This window comes from Mesorhizobium sp. YM1C-6-2 (assembly GCF_003666685.1).
Taxonomy (GTDB): Bacteria; Pseudomonadota; Alphaproteobacteria; order Rhizobiales; family Rhizobiaceae; genus Mesorhizobium_K.
The window spans coordinates 37,848-59,315 of the sequence record NZ_RCIZ01000052.1; the positions used below are offsets into that span (position 1 = coordinate 37,848).

Genomic DNA, 21,468 nt, shown 5'->3' on the forward strand with positions numbered 1-21,468 from the left:
TTTCCCTATTAACCCTGCCGTCGTCGTCGGAATTATGACACGATCTATGACACGCGGCGACGGTCTGTCAGTCCGCCTCCAGCACTTCCTTCACTACCGTCGCAAGCTGCTTCAGCGAGAACGGCTTCGGCAGGAAGCCGAACTTGGCGTCCGCCGGCAGGTTCTTGGCGAAGGCGTCCTCGGCATAACCCGACACGAAGACGAACTTGATGTCGGGCTGCAGCTTGCGCAATTCGCCGAGCAGCGTTGGCCCGTCCATCTCCGGCATCACCACGTCGGAAACCACGATGTCGATCTTGCCGCCGAGTTCGTTGTAGATCTCCAGCGCCTCGACGCCCGACGAGGCCTCGTGCACCGTATAGCCGCGCGAGGTCAGCGCCCTCACCCCGCCCATGCGCACGGCATCCTCGTCCTCGACGAGCAGCACCGTCGCCGACCCAGACAGGTCCCTGGCCATGTCGGCGACCTTGGCCGGCGCGGCGGGCGCCGTCTCGCCCGTCAGCGACGCGCCTTGCGGCTCGGATTCCGACCGCGCCGAGACCCCGGGCACATGGCGCGGCAGGAAGATGCGGAACACCGTGCCCTTGCCCACCTCGGAATCGCAGTAGATGAAGCCGCCGGTTTGTTTGATGATGCCGTAGACCATCGACAGGCCGAGGCCGGTGCCCTTGCCCACCTCCTTGGTGGTGAAGAACGGCTCGAAGATCTTCTTCAGCACGTCGGGCGGAATGCCGGTGCCGCTGTCCTGGACCTCGACCAGCACATAGTCTCCCGGAACGATCTCCCGGTAGCCGTAGGCCCTCGTTTCCTCGGTAGTGACGTTCTTCGTCCGCACCGTCAGCTCGCCGCCCTCGGGCATCGCGTCGCGCGCATTGACGGCGAGGTTGACCACCACCTGCTCGAACTGGCCGATATCCACCTTGACCGGCCACAGGTCGCGGCCGTGGTCGACCTTGAGCTTGATCTGGTTGCCGACCAGCCGCGCCAGCAGCATGCGCAGGTCGGCCAGCACGTCGGTGAGGTTCAGCACTTCCGGCCGCAGCGTCTGCTTGCGCGAGAAGGCGAGCAGTTGCCGGACCAGCGACGCCGCGCGGTTGGCGTTCTGCTTGATGTTCATGATGTCGGGGAAGGACGGGTCGGACGGCCGATGGTTGGTCAGCAGCAGGTCGGACGCCATGATGATGGCGGTCAGCACGTTGTTGAAGTCGTGCGCGATGCCGCCGGCGAGCTGGCCGACCGCCTGCATCTTCTGGCTCTGCGCCATCTGTCCTTCGAGCGCCTTCTGCTCGGTCGTGTCGACCGCATAGACGATCGCCGCCTCCTCCGCGCCCTCGCCGCCGGTGCCGTCCGCCACCGCGTTAACGTAGAAGCGGATATGCCGCTCGTCGTTGTTGGGCAGCACCGTGTCGATCGGCGCGATGTCCGCCTGCCTGAGCCGCGCCTTCTCCAGCGCTGCGGCAAAAGCGGCGCGGTCGCGCTCGTGGATCACCGTGTCGAGCCGCACCTTGCGATCGACCGCGTCACGGTCGACGACGGATGAGAACAGCGACAGGAACGGCGCATTGGTGCGCACGATGCGGCCCTGCAGGTCGACGCCCGCGATCGCCATCGGCGTCGAGTTGAAGAAGCGGGTGAAGCGGATTTCCGACGCCCTGAGTTCCGCCGAGGCGTCCTCGCCCTGCGTGCGATTCAGCACGATGGTGCGGCTCGGTCCCGGCGCCCCCTCGCGGTTGGCCGAGACGCGGTGCATGAAGCGCACCGGCAGCGCTTCGCCGGCAGTGGTCGCAAGGTCGAGGTCGATGACCGCGTTGCGCGTCGTCCCCGGATCGGCCTTCACCGAGCGGATCAGCGCCATGCCGTCGCCGGCGACGATTTCCGGCAGCGTCGTGGCCCCCGGCGTGAAGTTGGCGAGGTCGATGCCCAACCACCCGGCCAGCGTCGCGTTGATATAGGTGACGCGGCCCTCCTGATCTGCAGAGAAGAAGCCGGCCGGCGCGTGGTCGAGATGATCGATCGCCTTCTGCAGGTCGAGGAAGAAGCGCTCCTGCTCGGCCCGCTCCTTGGAGATGTCCGTGAGCTGCCAGGCGAGTAGCGGCTGCCGCTGTCCCGGCGCGTTGAAGGCGCGCGCCCTCACCCGGTACCAGCGCGCCCCCGGCTCGGAGCCCGGCCGGATCGCCTGCGACAGCCTGAATTCGCCGTCGCCGGCGATTCCGTCCCGCAGGCCGGATGCCAGCCGCTCGATGGTCGAGGAGGCTTCCGGCACGTCCGACAGCAGGTTTTCGACCGTCTTGATGTCGGCGGCCGACGAAGTCCCCGTCATCTCGCCATAGGCCTTGTTGGCGTAGACGACGCGTCGCTTCATGTCGGTGACCAGCAGCCCCTGCGACATCGAATCGACGAAGGCCTTCGACAGTTCGTCGGTGGTCGAGCGCGGCGCGATCTGCACGAAGCCGATTGCGGTGGCGAAGAGATAGCCGACGCCGATCATCGCGAGCACGCCGAGCATGCCGAGCAGGAACGGGTCGCCCAGCCTTTCGCGGAAGATGCCAAAGACGATGGCAGCACCCGTCAGCACCACGACGAAGACGATCAGCCGGGTAACGGCGCCGGGACGCGTGTTCTGGTCGACGATCGGTAGCGGATAGAATTCGCCGCGAGGCTCTCTTGCCATCAAAGGTGATTCCCGAAAATGGCGGCTCCCCCGCCGCGGACCGGTTGAATCACATTCTCCCTGGATGGAAAAGGTCTTGCCCCCAAATCCGCCGGAAAATTGCCGGCTTTCGGCCCGGCGGGGAAAAACGCTGGCGGAAAGGCAACTTGCGGACGCCCGCCGTCCGGGGTTACTGTCGCGCGGCCGGAACGTCGGATCAAAAGCGTCAAACGGCTTTCGCATCAATCCGATGCATGGCAGGGAATGGAGCGGCGATTCCCGATCCGGGAACTCGCCTTTCTCTTTGCGGCACGAGGAATTCTATGAGCGCTTGGTTCGAAGGCCTGGGAGGCCCTGGATTCCTCACCGCGGTCGTCTGGACTCTCGCCGCCCTCATTCTGCTGGTGATCGTCCTGGTGATCATCCGGCTGGTACGCAGCATGACCTTCGGCACCTTCGTCGCTGGAGGACGCAACCGCAAGACACGCCTGGCCGTGATGGACGCCACCGCCGTCGACAGCCATCGCCGGCTGGTGCTGGTGCGGCGCGACGACATCGAGCATCTGCTTCTGATCGGTGGGCCGACCGACGTGGTTGTCGAGCGCGAGATCCGCTTGGGTCAGACCCGCCGGAACCAGTCGGTGTTCGGCACCGACGCGTCTTACGAGGCGCCGGCTCCCGCGCCCCTTCCGCCGATCCCGACCGCCCCGCCTGCAGCGCCGCGGCAGCGCGCGCCCGAACCGGCGCAACTGCCGCCACTGCCCGCCCGGAACGGAGCGCCGCAGCCGGCCAGGCAGCAGCCCGACAGGGCGGCGCAACCGCCGCGCCAGCCGGTCCAGCCTCCACCGCGCCCGTCGCGGCAGACGGGTGCCCGCCCCCCGATGCGTGAAACAGCTGTGCCGCCCGGACGGCCGAACGCCCCGCCGCGTGGCCCGGCAGCGCCGTATCCGGCCGCACCGCCGCCGGCGACCAGCATGTCGACGAACCTGCCGCAGCAGCCCGCGCGCACCAATAGCCTCGACGACGCGCTGCTCCAGGAACTCGAGGTCACCTTCGACCCCGGCCCGCCCAAGGCGCCGGCGCAGCCTGTCGAGATGACGCTCGACGACGAGATGACCAAGCTGCTCGGCGAGCTTTCCAGCCACAAGCGCTGAACACGGCGCCTGTCAGGCGCTTTCAAGAAAAGCGGAATCCCGTTTTCCGTCAGTCAGACAAGATGACGTTGCGTCAGCAAACGACAGGAGTTAGCCAACAAAAAAGCGGCCCTCAGCCGCTTTTTTGTTCAATCCATTTCACTAAAAACCGCTTCGCTCAGTCGTCGCGATAGACCTTCTCGCGCCGCTCGTGCCGTTCCTGCGCCTCTATCGACAAGGTCGCGATCGGGCGGGCGTCGAGGCGCTTCAGCGCGATAGGCTCGCCGGTCTCCTCGCAATAGCCGTAAGTGCCTTCCTCGATGCGCTGCAGCGCCGAATCGATCTTGGCGATCAGCTTGCGCTGTCGGTCGCGGGCGCGCAGTTCGATGGCCCGGTCGGTCTCCGACGATGCACGGTCGGCAAGATCGGGGTGGTTGGCGTTCTCTTGCTGCAGGATTTCGAGGGTTTCGCGAGCTTCGCGGAGGATGTCGTTTTTCCAGGTGACCAGCTTGGCCCGGAAGTATGCCTTCTGCCGCTCGTTCATGAACGGTTCGTCATCGGAGGGCACATAATCGGCAGTAACGAGATCGTTCATTCGACTCACCCCACATACCCGTTTTGGGCGCCTATATATTCGGGCTCCAAAGACGGCACAAGATCATTCAGTGCGACGCTCACGCAATTGTCAAAAGCAAGGCTCATGCCAGATTTCGGGCCTCATGCGCTGCATCCGTGACCGAAATTGGGCAACGTGTGTTTGCACGGGATCGCACTGCCTCCCCTTGTTGCGCCGGGCGGCGCGCGCCGTTAAATCCTGAGCGGGCATCGCGGCTGTGGGAGGACGATCGTTGGGCAGGCTGTTTCTGCTGCGGCATGCGAAAGCCGGCTGGGCACTTCCGGGAGTGCGCGACTTCGACAGGCCGCTCGAAGCCTCCGGCCGCATCGATGCGGAAGCCATCGGCGCCGAGATGCGCAGCCGCGGCTACGTGCCCGACCTCACGCTCTGCTCCAACGCGCTGCGCGCCCGGGAAACGCTGGAGGGCGTCGCCGGCCAGGCCGACACCGGCCGCGTCGTGTTCTGCGACAAGCTCTACAGCGAGGACGCCGCCGGCTACCTCGCTCTGATCCACGAGAATGCCGACAGCGGATCGGTCCTCGTCATCGGGCACAACCCGATGATGGAGGACCTCGCGGCCGCGGTTTCCGGCGACGGCGACCCCGCGGCCAGGACGAAGCTCGATGCCGGCTTCCCGACCTCCGGGCTGGCGGTGATCGCCTTCCCCGGCAGCCTCAGGAAGGCTGCGCCGGGCGGCGGCTTCCTGGAGGCCTTCCTCGCTCCCGGCCTGCACTGAACGGATAGCGCCATTCCAAACCAGCGGCCCATTCCCTATATCGGGCCTTCGACAGCCGAGGGCGAAGTTTGGCGACAGCGCTGACCAGTTTTACCGACGAGGCCAGGATTGCGCTGGATACGCTTTCCGGCCGGGCCGCCGCGCTGTTCTCGCCGTCGGTCCGGCTCGGCGTCACCGGCCTTTCGCGGGCCGGCAAGACGGTGTTCATCTCGGCCCTCGTCCACAATCTGGTGCATGGCGGCCGCCTGCCGCTGTTCGAGGCGCAGAAATCGGGCCGCATCATGCGCGCCCTCCTCGAGGAGCAGCCCGACGACGCCGTCCCGCGCTTTCAGTACGAGGATCATATCGAGGCGCTCGTCGACGCGCGCACATGGCCGGATTCGACCCGCGCCATCTCCGAACTGCGGCTGACGGTGGAATTCGAATCGGCATCCGGATGGAACCGCATGTTCCGCAGCGGCAGGTTGTCGATCGACATCGTCGACTATCCCGGCGAGTGGCTGCTCGACCTGCCCCTGCTCGGCAAGAACTACGCCGAGTTCTGCCGCGACGCCCTCGAACTTTCGGAACTGGCGGTGCGTTCGGAACTGTCGCGCGACTGGCGGCAACTGGTGCAAACGGTCGATCCCAAGGCCGATTCCGACGAGATGCTGGCGCGCCGGTTGGCGGAATCCTTCACTGCCTACCTCCGGGCCTGCAAGCTCGACGAGCGCGCGCTCTCCACGCTGCCGCCCGGCCGCTTTCTCATGCCTGGCGACCTCGAAGGCTCGCCTGCGCTGACCTTCGCGCCCCTGGTGAACCTCGCCGAGGGGCGACCTCGACCAGGCTCGCTGCAGGCCATGATGGAGCGCCGCTACGAGGCCTACAAGACGCATGTGGTGAAGCCGTTCTTCCGCGAGCACATAACCCGTCTCGACCGCCAGATCGTGCTCGTCGACGCCATGCAGGCACTGAACGCCGGACCCGGCGCTGTCGCCGATCTGGAGCGGGCGCTGACGGAGATCCTCGCCTGCTTCCGGCCTGGCCGCGGCAGCTTCCTCACCGACCTGGTCTCGCGCCGCATCGACCGCATCCTGATCGCCGCCACCAAGGCCGACCACCTTCACCACGAAAGCCACGACCGGCTGCAGGCGATCGTGCGCCGCCTCGCCGATCGCGCCATCAAGCGTGCGGATTTTTCGGGCGCGGCTGTCGACGTGCTGGCGATGGCCGCGGTCCGCGCCACGCGCGAAGGCACGGTGAAGCAGGGACGCGAGACCCTGCCCGTCATCATCGGCACCCCTTTGAAGGGCGAGACGATCGGCGGCGAAACTTTCGACGGCAAGACCGAAACCGCCATATTTCCCGGCGACTTGCCGGTGAAGATTGATTCGATCTTTGAAGACCAGGCAGATGGAAAACGTCAGCTCGAGCCGCCGATCCGCTTCGTGCGCTTCCGCCCGCCGAAGCTCGAGCGCGATGCGGACGGCCTTAAGCTGTCATTACCGCATATCAGGCTCGACCGCGCGCTGCAGTTCCTGATCGGAGACCATCTCGCATGAGTGCCCCAAGGAAACCGGCCGCCTTCCGCGTCGATCCCGAAGAGCGTGCGACGACGCCTGAAGCCGATGCCCTGCCGAGAAAACCCCGCGCGCTCGACCGATCGACGGCCATCGTCACCCCGGCCGAGGTCGACGTCTTCGAGGATGGCGAACTCCTCGATGAGGTCCCGCCGCCGCCCACCGCGCCGCGGCGGCGCTCCTGGCTCGCCGCGGTCTTCCTGTCCGCCTTCGGCGCCCTCCTCTCGCTGGCGATCGGCCTCTGGACAGATCAGCTCATCCGCGAGCTTTTCAGCCGCGCCGAATGGCTGGGCTGGCTGGCCGCCGGGTTGGCGGCGCTCGCCGCCCTGGCGCTCATCGTCATCCTCATGCGCGAGATGCTGGCGATTGGCCGCCTCGCCTCGGTCGAGAGGCTGCGTGCAAAGGCCCTCGATGCAATCTCCCGCGACGATCCCAAGGTGGCGCGCGCCGTCGTATCGGAGCTCGCGAGTTTCGTGTCGCACAAGCCGGAAACCGCCGCCGGCCGCCGTGCGCTCGCCAGCCTGAAGGACGACATCATCGACGGCGCCGATCTCGTCCGCATCGCCGAGGCCGAAATCCTTGGGCCCCTCGACGCCCGCGCAAGGCAGATGATCCTCGATGCGGCCAAGCGCGTTTCGCTGGTCACCGCCGTCAGCCCGCGCGCCCTGGTCGACCTCGCCTATGTGCTTTTCGAATCGGGCCGGCTGATCCGCCGCCTGTCGGAACTCTATGGCGGACGTCCCGGCACGCTCGGCTTCTTCCGCCTCGCGCGCGGCGTGCTCGCCCATCTCGCGGTCACCGGAGCGATCGCGGCCGGCGACGATATTGTGCACCAGATCGTCGGCCAGGGCCTTGCCGCCCGCCTTTCGGCAAAACTCGGCGAAGGCGTGGTCAACGGCATGATGACGGCACGTATCGGCGTTGCCGCCATGGAGGTGACGCGCCCCCTGCCCTTTTCCGCACTGAAGCGGCCGGGTCTGACGGATTTCCTCGCCGCGCTCGCGTCCTTCACCCGCAAGAAAGCAGGCGCTGGCGACACCTAGTTTTGGTTACCGCACGCAGCGCCCGGCATCGGCGATAGACGGTCCATTAACCATTTCTGGTCATGGTTCCACCAAGTCGTTTCCCCTTTCTCGCGTTGCCGGGTGTTTCATGAAGAAGCGTGCAATCCTGTCCAGAATCCCGGCGCTCGCGGCATCGGCCACCATCGCTATGGGTCTCGCCGGCCCGGCGGCTGCGGCCGAGCGCGACCGCGCCTTCTTCCAGTCGATCGAAGGCTCCTGGGCCGGTGCTGGCGAGATCGTCGCCGGCAAGTACAAGGGCACCAAGTTCAACTGCGCCTTTGCCGGCAGCACGCCCGCCAAGAAGCTCGGCATGGCGCTCGACGGCGGCTGCCGCGTCGGCGTCTTCATGCAGAAGATGAACGCCAGCGTCATCCAGAACCGCAAGGTCGGCTACGAAGGCAAATTCATGGACGGCGCCGAGGGCACCGGCCTCGACATCGTTTCCGGCAACGTCGTCAACGACCGCAAGGTCGTCTTCGCCATCAACCGCAACCAGTTGCGCGGCATCATGCAGGCGCGCCTTGCCGACGACAACACCATGAACGTCACCATATCGGTCCGCGTCGACGACGACATGGTGCCGGTCATCGGCATGAGCCTGAAGCGCGTCGACGACACCGCTGTCGGCGCTATCGCCCGCCAGTAAGAGCCTCGCCACCCTCGGCCCCGTTATCCTCGGGCTTGCCGCGAAGATTTTGCAGCAGGCGCGACCAACATCGATATCGCGCCGGCTTCGTGCTGCCGGACCGCCAGCCTCCCCCGCAACTAAGGGGGACTGTTCTAACGCCTGACCAACCCCTATCTTGGACCTTCCGGCGCGCTCTCCGTGCGACGGCCTCACACATCCGGGATGGCGCATGGCGGCAGAAGCAGCATCGGGCAGCGAACTGATCCAGGTGGTGGCGCTGCTGACGGCAGGCGTCGTCGCCGTGCCGATCTTCAGGCGCATGGGCCTCGGCTCAATCCTCGGCTATCTCGCCGCCGGCCTCGTCATCGGTCCGTTCGGCCTGGCGATCTTCCACGAGCCCGAAGCCATCCTCCATGTCGCCGAACTAGGCGTGGTGATGTTCCTCTTCATCATCGGGCTCGAGATGCAGCCGTCGCGGCTCTGGGGCCTCAGGCAGCAGATATTCGGGCTCGGCACGGCGCAGGTCGGCTTCTGCGCGCTCCTTCTCACGCTGGTCGGCGTGATCGGCGGCTTCCCGGTCAATGTCGCCTTCGTTGCCGGCGCCGGCTTCGTGCTCACCTCGACGGCCGTCGTCATGCAGATCCTCGAGGAGCGCGGCGAAGTCTCCTCGCCGCGCGGCCAGCGCATGGTCTCGATCCTGCTCTTCGAGGATCTGATGATCGTGCCGCTGCTCGCCCTCGTCGCCTTCCTGGCGCCGGTCGCCACCGAGAGCACGCTGTCCGAGCGTCTTGTCGACGTCGGGATCGGCGTCGCCTCGATCGTCGGCCTGATCGTCGCCGGCCGTTACCTGCTCAACCCGCTGTTTCGCGTGCTGGCCGACTCCCACGCCCGCGAGGTGATGACCGCCGCCGCGCTGCTGGTGGTGCTCGGTTCGGCGCTCGCCATGCAACTCGGCGGCCTCTCCATGGCGATGGGCGCCTTCCTCGCCGGCGTCATGCTTTCGGAATCGACCTTCCGCCACCAGCTCGAAGCCGACGTCGAGCCCTTCCGCGGCATTCTGCTCGGCCTCTTCTTCATGGCGGTCGGCATGTCGCTCGATCTCTCGGTCGTCGCCGAGAACTGGCATCTGGTCGCCATCTACGTCGTCGCCTACATGGTCATGAAGGCGGTCGGCATCTATGCCGTCGCCCGCTTCCGCTCCAGCCACCGCGACGCGCTCGACCGCGCCGTCGTCATGGCGCAGGGCGGCGAGTTCGCCTTCGTCCTCTACGGTGCCGCGACCGTCGTCGGCATCATCGACGGCGAGGCCAACGCCATCCTCACCGCCATCATCATCGTCTCGATGATCCTCACCCCCTTCGCCATCATCATATTGCGCGCCTTCACCCCGAAGGACGAGCAGTCTCTGGAAGGCGTCGAGGTGGCCGACGGGTTGGACAGCAGCGTGCTCATCATCGGCTTCGGCCGCTTCGGCCAGATCGTCAGCCAGCCCTTGCTGCTCAGGGGCGTCGACGTGTCGATCATCGACAATGACGTCGAGATGATCCAGGCCGCCGCCGATTTCGGCTTCAAGGTCTATTACGGCGACGGCACCCGCCTCGATATCCTCCATGCCGCCGGAGCCGGCCGCGCCCGCGCTGTGCTGATCTGCGTCGACAAGGCCGAGACCGCGGTCAGGATCGCCGAGCACCTGAAGGCCGAGTTCCCGCTGGTGCCTGTGCTGGCCCGCGCCTACGACCGCGGCGCTGCTATTGGATTGATGAATGTCGGCGTCGACTACCAGATCCGCGAGACCTTCGAATCCGCCCTGCTCTTCGGCGGCGCGACGCTCGAAAAGCTCGGCGTCGACGAGACAGAGGTCGCCGAAGTCATCGCCGACGTCCGCCGCCGCGATGCCGAGCGACTGGAACTGCAGATTTCCGGCGGCCTGCAGGCCGGCCGACGCCTGATGAAGGGCAACATACCCGAACCGACGCCGACCCCGCTGACGCCGCCCCGGCGCCCCGGACAGGCGATGAATGAAGGCGCGGCCGACGCGCTGGGCGGCAGAGGCACGACCGCCGCCGAAGAAGGAGCATGACATGACCGGACTGCACCCGCGCGCGACGGAAGTCGTCGAATTCTGGAGAAATGCCGGCCAAGAGGCCTGGTTCACCAAGGACGCCGACTTCGATGCGGGCTTCCACGACCAGTTTCGCGAATTGCATTTCGCGGCGGCGCGGCGCGAGCTCGACCACTGGATGGACCATCCCGAGGGCGCACTTGCGCTGATGATCCTGCTCGACCAGTTCCCGCGCAACTGCTTTCGGGGCACCGGCCACATGTTCGCCACCGATCCCCTGGCGCGGCGCCTCGCGCGGCAAGCCTTCGATGCCGGGCACGTCGAGCGGGTGCCCGAGGAACTCCGTATATTCTTCGTGCTTCCCTTCGAGCATTCGGAAGAGCTCGCCGACCAGCATCTATCCGTCGAGCTCTCGGCGCCCTATGGCGAGGAGTTCCTGAGATACGCGGTGCTCCACCGCGACATCATCGAGCGCTTCGGCCGCTTCCCGCACCGCAATCCGGCGCTCGGCCGTGAAACCACCCCCGAGGAGAAGGCATTCCTCGACGGCGGCGGGTTCTCAGGCTGACGATCCGCTAATCCGGTTTCTTCCACCAGTCGCGGCCAGACTGCAGCCGCTCGATGCCTGCCGTGTCGAGCTTTGCAAGATGCTCTGTAAGCGTGCGCCCGCCGGCAACGAAATCGGGCGCGATCTCGGCCAATGGCGCCAGCACGAAGGCGCGCTCCAGCATGCGTGGATGCGGTATCTCGAGCCCGTCCTCGTGCACGGTCATTTCGCCGAAGATGAGTATGTCGATGTCGATCAGCCGCGGTCCCCAGCGCTCCTGCCGGACGCGCTTGAGCTTCTGTTCCGCCTCCAGGCAGAGATCGAGAAGCTCGCGCGGCGAGTGGCTGGTCAGCACTTCGGCCGTCGCGTTGAGGAAATCCGGCTGGTCCGTCTTTCCCCAGGGCGGCGTGCGGTAGAGCGATGAGACCGCCGCCATCTCGGTCAGCGGATCGGCGTCGAGCATCCTGAGTGCGGCGCCCATCGAACTGGCGGGATCGCCGAGATTGCCGCCGAGCCCCAGATACGCCCGCTCCTTCTTTCGATCCGACAACATTCACCTCGATATGGAAGCCTGGCGCCCTTCGCGCGCGAGCATAGCATCCGCGAAAGCCAGCGCATCCATGTTCACTGCGACATTGTGCACGCGAAACAGCGCCGCGCCCTTGAGGCGCAAGATCACGCTGGTCGCTGCCGTGCCCATGTCCCGCTGGTCGGCATCGCGTCCGGTCACGTGGCCGATGAAGCGTTTTCGCGACGTGCCTACGAGAAGCGGCAGGCCGAATCCGTGCAGTTCCTCGAAACGCGCCATCAGGTCGAGATTTTCATCCGGGTCCTTGGCGAAACCGAAGCCCGGATCGAGAACGATCCGCTCCAGCTCCACGCCCGAAGCCTCGGCGATCTCGAGCGAACGACCCAGGAACTGAGACTGGTCGGCGATGACGTCGGAAAGCTTCTCCCGCTCGCGTCCCGTATGCATGATCACCAGCCCGGCGCCGGTCTCGGCTGCCAGGCGGGCGATATCGGGTTCGCGCTGCACGCCCCAGACGTCGTTGACGATATGCGCGCCCGCCGCGACGGCAAGCCGCGCCGTTTCCTCGCGATAGGTGTCGATCGAGATCAGGCAGGAACCTTCCGCCGCCAGCGCCTCAATCACCGGAAGCACGCGCCGCTGCTCCTCGGCCGCCGTCACCGATTCCGCGCCGGGCCGCGTCGATTCCCCGCCGACATCGATGATCGTGGCGCCCTGGCCGACCATCAGCCGCGCCTGGGCGAGCGCGCTTTGCGTCGTGCCGAAAAGCCCGCCGTCCGAAAAGCTGTCCGGCGTGACGTTGAGCACGCCCATGACCAGCGCCTTCTCGCCGAGATCGAGATGGCGTCCATGCGCCAGCATCCACCGTTTCGTCGCCATTTGCCTCGGCCCGAACTTCGCGCCCGAGCCATGCCGCCTGCATGATCGAAAATCAACGGCTTTCCGCCTCTCCTGAGGAGACCGTTACGAAAACCTCGCCTTCTGTCGATTTCCGTTGCGCGATGTTTTCCCGTATCGCAAGGTCGGGCGAAACAAGTCGTCACCATGCTCCGCATCCTTCTCGCGTTGTCGCTTCTTGGTCTTGCGGTGCCGCCGGCGGCGGCCGCCGTGGTGTGGCGCAACTACAGCTATTTCTCGGTCAGCGGCAAAACGCTCGACGAGTTGATGATCGAACTCAGCATCCGTGGCCCCCAGGTCAGGAGCACCGGCCAAAGGCACCCGGGTGCGACGAAGCTGCAGTTCAACACCCGCCTCGGCTACACCGAGGGCGGCGGCAAGTGCTGGATTTCAGCCGCGACGGCCACCATCAAGGCAAGGATCATCCTTCCCAGGTGGAAGGACCGCCGCAAGGCAGGCAGGGAGCTGCGCATCTATTGGGATGCGCTTGCAGCCGACATCAAGCGGCACGAGGAAGGCCACGTCGTCATCGCCAAGAACTATGCCTCGCAACTGGAGAAGGAGCTGGCTGCGCTCCCGCGCCAGGACAGTTGCAAGCCCGTGGCCCAGCAAGCCGAGCTTCAGATCGAGAAGGTGCTTGAGCAGTACCGCAAGGAAAGCGAACGCTTCGACCGCGTAGAGAGCGCGAGTTTCGACCGCCGCATGCAGTCGCTCTACCAATACCGCCTGGAGCGCATCGAATCCGGCCGGCTGCCGGAGCCGTGAGCCTCACGCCACGCCGAGCTTCTTCTGCAGGCTGGTCGACGATGTCGTGTATTGGAAGACGATCCGCTCGCCGGGGCTGACGATGCGCTTGGCCGCCTGCGCCATCAGCGCGACCTCGTGGAAGCCGGACAGGATCAGCTTCAGCTTCCCCGGATACCAGTTGATGTCGCCGACCGCGAAGATGCCGGGCACCGAGGTCTCGAACTTCTCCGTGTCCACCGGGATCAGGTTTTCGTGGAGGTTCAGGCCCCATTCGGCGATCGGCCCAAGCTTCATCGTCAGGCCGAAGAAGGGCAGCATGCGCGTGCAGGGGATCTCGATGTCGCCGTCGGGTCCCTTGATCGTTGCCGATTCGAGCTGGCCGTCGCTGCCCTTCAGCGCCGAAACCTGACCGATCTCGAACCTGAGCTCTCCCGTCTCCTGCAGGGCAAACATCTTGTTGACGCTGTCGGGCGCGGCGCGGAACTCCGGCCGCCGGTGGACCAGCGTGACGCTGTTTGCGATCGGCTGCAGGTTGAGCGTCCAGTCGAGCGCGGAATCGCCGCCGCCGACGATCACCAGGTCTTGGCCGCGGAATTCCTCCATGCGCCGCACCGAATAGAAGACGCTCTTGCCCTCGAAGGCCTCGATGCCGGGGATCGGCGGCCGCTTCGGCTGGAACGAGCCGCCGCCGGCTGCGATCACCACGACCTTCGCTTCGAACACCTCGTTCTCGTCGGTGGTCACGCGGAACGTGCCGTCCTCCAGCTTCTCCAGCCCGGACACCATGCGGTTGAAGGTGAATTCCGGCTTGAACGGCGAAATCTGCTCCATCAGCCGGTCGACCAGCTCCTGCGCCGTCACCGTGGGCAGCGCCGGAATGTCGTATATCGGCTTCTCCGGATAGAGTTCGGCGCATTGGCCGCCGGGCCTGTCGAGAATGTCGATCAGGTGGCATTTCATGTCGAAGAGGCCGAGTTCGAACACGGCGAACAGGCCGACCGGCCCTGCCCCGACGATCAGGACGTCCGTCTTGGTGACTTCGCTCATCGGATGCCCCCTGAACCATAGCAGTTCCAGGCCCGCAATCGCGGCAAGGCCTAAAATTGCAACAAGACATTGTGCCCGATCAGTTCATCGAGTCCCGTGACCGATGACCCGATCCAGACGCATGCCAGCTTGTCCTAGCATGCGGTGCGTCCGCCACGCGACTTTTTGTCAGCCCTGCCGCTCCGGAATCTGCACGACCAGCCCGTCCAGTTCGTCACGGACCTTGATCTGGCAGGACAGCCGCGAATTCGGCCTCACGTCGTAGGCGAAATCCAGCATGTCCTCCTCCATCGCCTCCGGCTCGCCGACCTTGTCGGTCCAGGCCTCGTCGACATAGACGTGGCAGGTCGCGCAGGCGCAGGCGCCGCCGCATTCGGCCTCGATGCCCGGTACGGCATTTCTGATGGCGTTCTCCATCACGGTCGAGCCGTTTTCGGCCTCTACGTCGAAGCGAGTGCCGTCGAAGGCGATGTAGGTGAGCTTTGTCATGAGAAGTCCTGGGGAAGTCGGCTCCCGGGAGATAATGACTCCTCCGCACGAGTCAACTGTGCCCCGGAAACGCCGCTCTCCGGCGTATTTCCGGCAACTCCCGTCTAGCCGGTTATCTGCTTATCGACGCGATGAAGTCGCACGCCTCGTCGATGAGCCTCACGAGGCGCTTCACCACGATGCGATCTGTCGGGCTGTCCTCGATGGCGCTGGCGCATTCCGCGATGGCGAAGGCCCCGACGCCGCGCGCAGATCCCTTGAGCGAATGCGCCAGGAAGAGCCGCTGCTTGACCTCGGCGCTGCCGATCTGCCGGCGGACCGCCTGCGCCTGTTCGGCGAACATGCCGAGGATCTCGTGCTCCAGGTCCCTGTCGCCCATCGTCTGCTTCGACAGATGGGCCAGATCGATCGGCCGCGCCCGCCTTGCGTCGGACGTTTCGCCCCCCGGCATCGAGAAGGCCACTTTCTCGTAACCATTACGCAAAATAGCCAAAGCCCGTCTCCTGGACCTGTTGATGGTTGATCAGAGTAGGCCTCGTCAGTGGACAAGGCGTTAACCGGGGAAATCCAGCAAACCCGGCACAAATTCGCCTCAAATCGGATGGGTGTTAACCTTATGTTTAAACTTTTACACATCGCCCGGATTGCATGTTTCCTTTACCTGTCTGTGTCACTACGATACGGCGGGTCCATAAAAAGCCTAGCGTACGGACATTGTTGTGCCAGTTCATGGCGTTCGTGCGCGCTGAGTAGAGGGTAACGGCGGCATGGCGAAGAAAACGACCACCACCAGATCCATCGAGAGCGACGTTTCCAGGGAACTCGAAAACGCCCTTGATCTCGATCTGACGGAATCTCCGGTCAATTCCGACATTTCCGTATCGATGGACGACCTGGAAGCTCAGATTTCCCAGGCCGCGGACGAGTTGGTGCGCGAGGGGCGCAACGGCCAGCAGGCCGCCGCGCGGCAGCCCGCGCCCGATTTCAGGCCCGCCGACCGTCCGGTGGATCGCCCCGTCGACAGGCCTGTTGACCGCCCGATCGAGCTCGTGGCCGCCAACCAGCCCGCCACTTTCGCGCCGGCGAACGACGACCGCCAGAAGGATTTCCGCTCGCTGCTGCAGGGCCTCAACAAGCGTGCGTCGCGCACGGTCTACTGGGTCGCGGCGGTATTCTCCGTTCTTTGGCTGGGCGCGTCCGCCCTGCTCGCCAACCGCCTGTTCCCGGATATCTGGCGGACGGGTTCTGTCGACCAGCTTTTCGCCCGTCCTGAATGGGTGATGTTCCTGCTCGGCGCCCTGCTCCCGGTCGTCCTGATCTGGGCCTTCGCGGCGATGGTGCGCCGCGCCCAGGAAATGCGGATCGCCGCGCAGTCGATGACCGAAGTCGCGTTCCGTCTGGCGGAGCCGGAAAACCTGGCGCAGGACCGCGTCATGATGGTCGGCCAGGCCGTGCGCCGCGAAGTCGCCGCCATGGGCGAAGGCATCGAACGCACACTCGCGCGCGCCGTCGAGCTCGAAACCCTCGTCCATACCGAGGTCAACCAGATCGAGCGCTCCTATTCCGAGAACGCCGCGCGCATCCGTGCGCTGGTCGATGGTCTCGGCAGCGAGCGCGAAGCCGTCGTCACCCATGCCGAGCGCGTCCGCGCCTCCATCACCGGCGCGCACGAGACGCTGCGCGACGAGATCGGCCAGGCCAGCGACATCATCCGCGATTCCATCCTCAACGCATCGACCAACCTGTCGATGACCATCACCAATTCCGGCGACACGCTGATCGACCGCATCAACGAAAGCGGCATGAATCTCTTCGATTCCATGGATTCGCGCGTGGATTCGATCACCGACCGGCTGACCACCTCCGGCGAGGCCTTCGCCAGCCTGCTCGACACGCGCATCGCCAAGCTGACTGATTCGACCGACAACCTCACCCGTTCGCTGACCGACCTGCTCGACGACCGCACCTCCGGCATGGTGTCGCTGCTCGGCGGCGCCGCGAGGACGCTGAGCTCGGAGTTCGAGGCGAGCCTCAACAGCATCGAGCGCACCCTCTCCGAGCGCGGCCAGGGCCTCATCAGCGAGTTCGAGACCCGCGCGCATGCGCTGGACACCGGCACCGCCAAGCTCAACGCGGCGCTCGAAGCCCGCGCCCGCCAGATCAACGAGACGCTGGTTGAGCGCGCCAAGGAGATCGCCACCACCTTCATCGAAGGCAAGGAGACGCTCTTCGGCATGATCGACGAGGGCAAGTCGCGCATCGGCGCCGAAATGTCCGACATCGTCCAGTCGACCTCCTCCATGCTGGAGGCCCGCGCCACCGACTTCGCCGGTCGCCTCGACCACGCCCGCCATGTCGTGTCGCGCGCCTTCGACGCTGACATCCAGCGCCTCGGCGAAGCCCGCGCCGGCATCGAGCAGGCGGTCGAGAACCACACCCGCAAGCTGGCGGAGAGCCGCGACCGCATGGCTGCCGCCCTGCAGTCCGACCTCGCCAAGTTCGCCGAAGGCCGCGCCTCGATCGACGCCGCCGTCGGCTCGCAGGTCCAGAAGCTCGCCGAAGGCCGCAACCTCTTGTCGCGCGCCCTCGACGAGGATCTGCGCAAGATCAACGACCAGCGCTCGTCGATAGACGCCGCCCTGAGCAGCCAGCTCGAACGGCTGTCGGCAAGCCGCGACAGCCTGTCGAAAATCCTCAATGAGGACTCCCAGAAACTCACGCAAACGCGTGTCAACATTGACGAAATGGTCGCAGGCCACGTCGGCAAGCTCGCCGAAGGCCGCAACATCCTCTCGCGCGCCCTTGAGGCCGACCTCGGCAAGCTCTCCGAGGCCCGTTCGAGCATCGACGGCATCGTCGCCGCCCAGGTCGAGAAGCTGGCGGAAGGCCGCGACATCCTTTCGCGCGCCCTCAAGGCGGACCTCTCGGCGATCGACAATCTGGTCGAAAGCCAGATCCAGAAGTTCGCCGACGGCCGCAATTCGATCGCCCAGGTCCTTGAGAACGACGTCGACAAGCTCAAGGAAGGCCGTCAGGTCGTCGAGGACATGGTGGCCGAGCAGTTGAAGCGCCTCGACCGCGGGCGCGAGACCCTCGCCCAGGCGCTGGAAGCCGACCTCGCCGGCATCAACGGCCTGCTCGAAAGCCACGTCGAGAAGTTCTCCGACGGCCGCTTGGGCCTGACCAAGGCCCTGGAGGACGATCTCCAGAAGCTCGCCCAGAGCCGTGCAAGCATCGACGGGCTGGTCGCCGGCCAGGTCGAGAAGCTGGCCGAGGGCCGCGATATCCTGAAGCGCGCGCTGGAAGCCGACCTCAACAAGCTTGCGGACGCCCGCAACAACGTCGATGCGCTGGTCGCCTCCCATGTCGAGAAGATCGCGCAGGGCCGCGAAGCCCTGTCGTTTGCCTTGCAGGCGGATCTCGACAAGATCGCCGAGCGCGCATCCGGCGTCGACAATCTCGTCTCGGCCCAGGTCGGCAAGTTCGAGGAAGGCCGTGAATTCCTGACCCGCGCCCTCCAGAGCGATCTCGCCCGTCTCGCCGAGACAAGGGCCGAGGTCGACTCGATCGTCGCCAGCCAGGTGCAGAAGATCGCCGAAGGCCGCGAAGTGCTCACCCGGGCGCTGGAGGAAGACCTCAGCAAGGTCGCCATCAGCCGCAACACGATCGACGACTTCATCGCCGGCCAGGTGCAGAGGTTCGCCGACGGCCGCGACATGCTCACCAAGGCGCTGGAGGATGACCTCGCCAAGCTCGCCGAGAGCCGCAGCGGCATCGACGGCCTCGTCGCCGGCCAGGTCGAGAAGCTCGCTCAGGGCCGCGACATCCTCACCCGTGCGCTGCAGGCCGACCTCGACAAGCTGACCGAGGCTCGCGCCCAGGTCGACGAGCTGGTCGCCGCGCAGGTGCAGAAGGTCGCCGAAGGTCGCGAGACCCTCTCCAGGGCCCTCCAGGCCGATCTGCAGAAGGTCGCCGAAGGCCGCGCCGTGTTCGACGACGTCGTCGCCGGCCATGTCGCACGCCTCGCCGACGGACGTGACTCGATGGCGAAGGCCCTCGACGAGGATCTCGGCAAGCTCGCCGAGGCCCGCCGCGAGATCGACGCCCAGATCGCCGCGCATATCGACACCATCGCCGGCAAGCGCGTCGACATCTCGCAGGCCGTCGCCGCCGACGTCGACAAGATCGAGGAGGCGTTCCGCCGCCAGACCGGCGTCATCGAAGAGCGCACCGGCACGATGGAGCGCGCGCTCAATCTCGGCGTCGACAATGTCCGCCAGGTGCTCGAGAAGAGCGCCGTGACGGTCGCCGGCGCCCTGCGCGACAAGGTGCTCGAAGTCACCAGCGTGCTGAACGAACAGGCCGGCAACGCCTTCACCGAGGCCGACCGGCGCATGGCCGAGCGCGCCGAGCAGACGTCGAGCGCCCTGCTCGCCCGCGTCGAGGACATCGCCAGGGCCTTTGGCGACGCCGACGACAAGATCGCCGCGCGCACCGAAGCCACGTCGAGCGCACTGCTCGCCCGCGGCGACGAGGTCGCGAGCCTGATGTCCGAACGCGCCAACGAGATCGCCCGCGTCATGGACGACGCCGATCAGCGCCTGGCCACCCGTGCCAAGGAGACCTCGGTCGCCCTGGTCAACCATGGCGACGAGATCGCCAACCGCATGGCCAGCCGCGCCGAGCAGATTTCGCGCGCCTTCGACGAGGCCGACGAAAAGCTCGCCGCCCGCGCCCGGGACACGTCCGCAACGCTCGTCTCGCAGGGCGAGGAACTCGGCAACGTCATGGCCAGCCGCGCCGACCAGATCTCGCGCGTCTTCGACGACGCCGACGAACGGTTCGCAGCCCGCGCCCGGGAGACGTCGTCCGCCCTCGTCTCGCACGGCGAGGAACTCGGCAACGTCATGGCCAACCGCGCCGACCAGATCTCGCGCGTCTTCGACGACGCCGACCAGAAGCTGGTCGCCCGCGCCATGGAAACGGCCGGCTCGCTTGCGGCCCGCGCCGGCGACATCCTGCGCAACTTCGACGACGCCGACCAGCGGCTCGGCATGCGCATCAGCGAGTCCGCCGATGCGCTGGCCACCCGCGCCTCCGAACTCGGACGCATCTTCGACCACGCCGACGAGAAGCTCGTCGCGCGCATCGCTGACGGCGCCGAGAAGCTCGAGGCCCGCGCCGGCGAACTCGGACGCATCTTCGACGACGCCGATCAGCGGCTCGCCGACCGCGTCGCCGACAGCGCCGCGACGCTCGGCACCAAGGCCGGCGAGATCATCTTCAACTTCGAGGAAGCCGACAAGCGCCTGTCCGATCGCGTCACCGAGACGGCCAGCCTGCTTTCGGCCCGCGCCGGCGAGCTCGGCAACGTCTTCGCCGCCGTGGACCGCCAGGTGGCGGCCCGCGTCGACGAGACGACGCAGGTCCTGTCCGCCCGCGCCATGGAGGTCGGCGGCCTCTTCGACGACGCCGAGCAGCGGCTTGCCGCCAGGATCAGCGACAGCGCTGCAGCGATCGGCGAGCACGCGGAGGGCATCGTCAACGCCTTCGGCGAAACCGAGCAGCGCATCGTCGCTCGCACGCAGCAGACCTCCGCCGAGCTGGACGCCCGCGCCCGTCTCATCGAGGAGACGCTTGCCGCGGCCGATGAGAAGCTCGCCTCTGGCGCCCAGGCGGTGGCGGCCCGCGTCAACGCCCATGTCGAGGACGCCGAGAGCCGCCTTGCCGTCGGCGCCGAAGCGATGGGCCACAAGCTCACCGAGCAGATCACCCAGGCCGAACAGCAGCTCATCTCGCGCGCCAACGTCATCTCCGAGACCTTCGCGGCGGTCGGCCAGCATATCGGCCAGAGCACCAACGAGGCGGCGCGCACGATCGGCAGCAACACGCGCGAACTCAACGCCATGCTTGCCGAACGCTCGGCCGAGATCACCAAGATCCTCGACGAGACGGCGCGCCCGCTTGTCGACCGCTTCGCGGAAACCGGCGACGAGCTGGCGAAGACGCTCGACGACGTCACCACCCGCTCCACCGAGCGGCTGCGGGCGGAGAACGCGAGCCTCGTCAACGCGCTCGCCAGCCGCACTGCCGAGACCCTCTCGGCCGTCGAAGGCGCGCGCGACAACCTCGCCGAGGGCGTCACCGGCCTGATTGACAGGCTGGCTGCGTCGAGCTCGCAGCTCAACGATCTGGTCGCGGCTGCGGCTGAGAACCTCGCCAATGTCGACGAGCACCTCACCGGCAGCACCCAGAACTTCGCCGCGAGCACCGAGAAGGCCGCCCAGACCTTCGCCAGCTCGGCGCGGCTGGTCGACCAGAACACCGCCCGGCTGACCGAGCTCTCCTCCAGCACGCTGCGCGAGGTCGCCTCGATCGCCACCAAGTTCGAGGCTCACAGCCGGCTGCTCGCCAGCGCTTCGGACCTCCTGAGCTCGGCCCAAAACAACCTCGAGCACACGCTGGAGCGCCAGTCCTCGCTCGAGGACCTGGCGGTCGGCCTGGTCAAGAAGTCGGAAGACCTCGAGCGCGTCATGCACTCGTTCGAGGACCTCGTCGGCAATGCCATGCAGAAGGCCGAAGGCCGGACGCTGGAATCGACCGACAAGATGCGCACCGCCATCGCGGAAGTCATCGAGTCCGCCACCTCGCGCTTCAGCGAGGCGACGGAGGACATGCGCCGCACCGCCGGCTCGATCCGCTCGGAGCTGGAAGAGACCCGCGCCGAGATCAAGAAGGGCGTCTTCGAGCTGCCGATGGTGAAG

Annotated in this window: 16 protein-coding genes; 9 read left to right on the plus strand and 7 right to left on the minus strand. The window is 66.3% G+C overall.

Features of this window, described 5'->3' with window-relative positions; all coding sequences use genetic code 11:
* Positions 1-67: 67 nt before the first annotated feature.
* Positions 68-2,671, minus strand: a complete 2,604-nt coding sequence (locus tag D8676_RS26860; protein WP_121584150.1) for an ATP-binding protein — start codon at positions 2,669-2,671, stop codon at positions 68-70.
* A gap of 302 nt (positions 2,672-2,973) precedes the next feature.
* Between D8676_RS26860 and D8676_RS26865 the strand changes: the two genes are divergently transcribed.
* The gene (locus tag D8676_RS26865; protein ID WP_121584151.1) at positions 2,974-3,804 is read left to right on the plus strand and encodes a flagellar biosynthetic protein FliO; all 831 of its coding nucleotides are present in this window, start codon (positions 2,974-2,976) and stop codon (positions 3,802-3,804) included.
* A gap of 157 nt (positions 3,805-3,961) precedes the next feature.
* Here D8676_RS26865 and dksA read toward each other — a convergent pair whose 3' ends face one another.
* Complete coding sequence (gene dksA / locus D8676_RS26870; RefSeq protein WP_121584152.1) at positions 3,962-4,378, minus strand: RNA polymerase-binding protein DksA; 417 nt, start codon at positions 4,376-4,378, stop codon at positions 3,962-3,964.
* 253 nt (positions 4,379-4,631) lie between these two features.
* On the opposite strand from dksA, the gene D8676_RS26875 reads away from it, so the two are divergent.
* The 6 genes from D8676_RS26875 to D8676_RS26900 all read left to right on the plus strand — a co-directional run bounded on the left by D8676_RS26875 (position 4,632) and on the right by D8676_RS26900 (position 11,016).
* Positions 4,632-5,135, plus strand: coding sequence for a histidine phosphatase family protein (locus tag D8676_RS26875; protein WP_121584153.1), 504 nt, complete (start codon positions 4,632-4,634; stop codon positions 5,133-5,135).
* Positions 5,136-5,203: 68 nt separating this feature from the next.
* Positions 5,204-6,676, plus strand: coding sequence for a YcjX family protein (locus tag D8676_RS26880; RefSeq protein ID WP_121584154.1), 1,473 nt, complete (start codon positions 5,204-5,206; stop codon positions 6,674-6,676).
* A complete protein-coding gene (locus tag D8676_RS26885; RefSeq protein WP_121584155.1) occupies positions 6,673-7,737 on the plus strand; it encodes a TIGR01620 family protein in 1,065 nt (354 codons plus the stop codon). Before D8676_RS26880 ends, D8676_RS26885 begins: the two co-directional genes overlap by 4 nt.
* Before the next feature lie 109 nt (positions 7,738-7,846).
* On the plus strand, positions 7,847-8,404 hold the full coding sequence (locus D8676_RS26890) for a hypothetical protein (RefSeq protein WP_183097274.1): 558 nt from the start codon (positions 7,847-7,849) through the stop codon (positions 8,402-8,404).
* A 211-nt stretch (positions 8,405-8,615) separates the two neighbouring features.
* A complete protein-coding gene (locus tag D8676_RS26895; protein ID WP_121584156.1) occupies positions 8,616-10,466 on the plus strand; it encodes a monovalent cation:proton antiporter-2 (CPA2) family protein in 1,851 nt (616 codons plus the stop codon).
* 1 nt (position 10,467) lies between these two features.
* Positions 10,468-11,016, plus strand: coding sequence for a DUF924 family protein (locus tag D8676_RS26900; protein WP_121584157.1), 549 nt, complete (start codon positions 10,468-10,470; stop codon positions 11,014-11,016).
* 7 nt (positions 11,017-11,023) lie between these two features.
* Here the strand turns inward: D8676_RS26900 and folK are convergent, their stop codons facing one another.
* On the minus strand, positions 11,024-11,548 hold the full coding sequence (gene folK, locus D8676_RS26905) for a 2-amino-4-hydroxy-6-hydroxymethyldihydropteridine diphosphokinase (RefSeq protein WP_121584158.1): 525 nt from the start codon (positions 11,546-11,548) through the stop codon (positions 11,024-11,026).
* Positions 11,549-12,403, minus strand: coding sequence for a dihydropteroate synthase (gene folP / locus D8676_RS26910; RefSeq protein ID WP_121584159.1), 855 nt, complete (start codon positions 12,401-12,403; stop codon positions 11,549-11,551). It lies immediately after the preceding gene.
* Between the two features lie 165 nt (positions 12,404-12,568).
* Here folP and D8676_RS26915 point away from each other — a divergent pair, with 165 nt between their 5' ends.
* The gene (locus D8676_RS26915; protein ID WP_121584160.1) at positions 12,569-13,186 is read left to right on the plus strand and encodes a DUF922 domain-containing protein; all 618 of its coding nucleotides are present in this window, start codon (positions 12,569-12,571) and stop codon (positions 13,184-13,186) included.
* Positions 13,187-13,189: 3 nt separating this feature from the next.
* On the opposite strand, the gene D8676_RS26920 is transcribed toward D8676_RS26915, so the two are convergent.
* The 3 genes from D8676_RS26920 to D8676_RS26930 form a co-directional block, all read right to left on the minus strand.
* Complete coding sequence (locus D8676_RS26920; protein ID WP_121584161.1) at positions 13,190-14,215, minus strand: NAD(P)/FAD-dependent oxidoreductase; 1,026 nt, start codon at positions 14,213-14,215, stop codon at positions 13,190-13,192.
* 168 nt (positions 14,216-14,383) lie between these two features.
* On the minus strand, positions 14,384-14,704 hold the full coding sequence (locus D8676_RS26925; protein WP_121584162.1) for a 2Fe-2S iron-sulfur cluster-binding protein: 321 nt from the start codon (positions 14,702-14,704) through the stop codon (positions 14,384-14,386).
* A gap of 112 nt (positions 14,705-14,816) precedes the next feature.
* Positions 14,817-15,155, minus strand: a complete 339-nt coding sequence (locus D8676_RS26930; RefSeq protein ID WP_121584166.1) for an Hpt domain-containing protein — start codon at positions 15,153-15,155, stop codon at positions 14,817-14,819.
* A 316-nt stretch (positions 15,156-15,471) separates the two neighbouring features.
* On the opposite strand from D8676_RS26930, the gene D8676_RS26935 reads away from it, so the two are divergent.
* Positions 15,472-21,468 (plus strand): kinesin (locus D8676_RS26935; protein WP_121584163.1); only part of this gene is annotated, 5,997 nt, incomplete at its 3' end.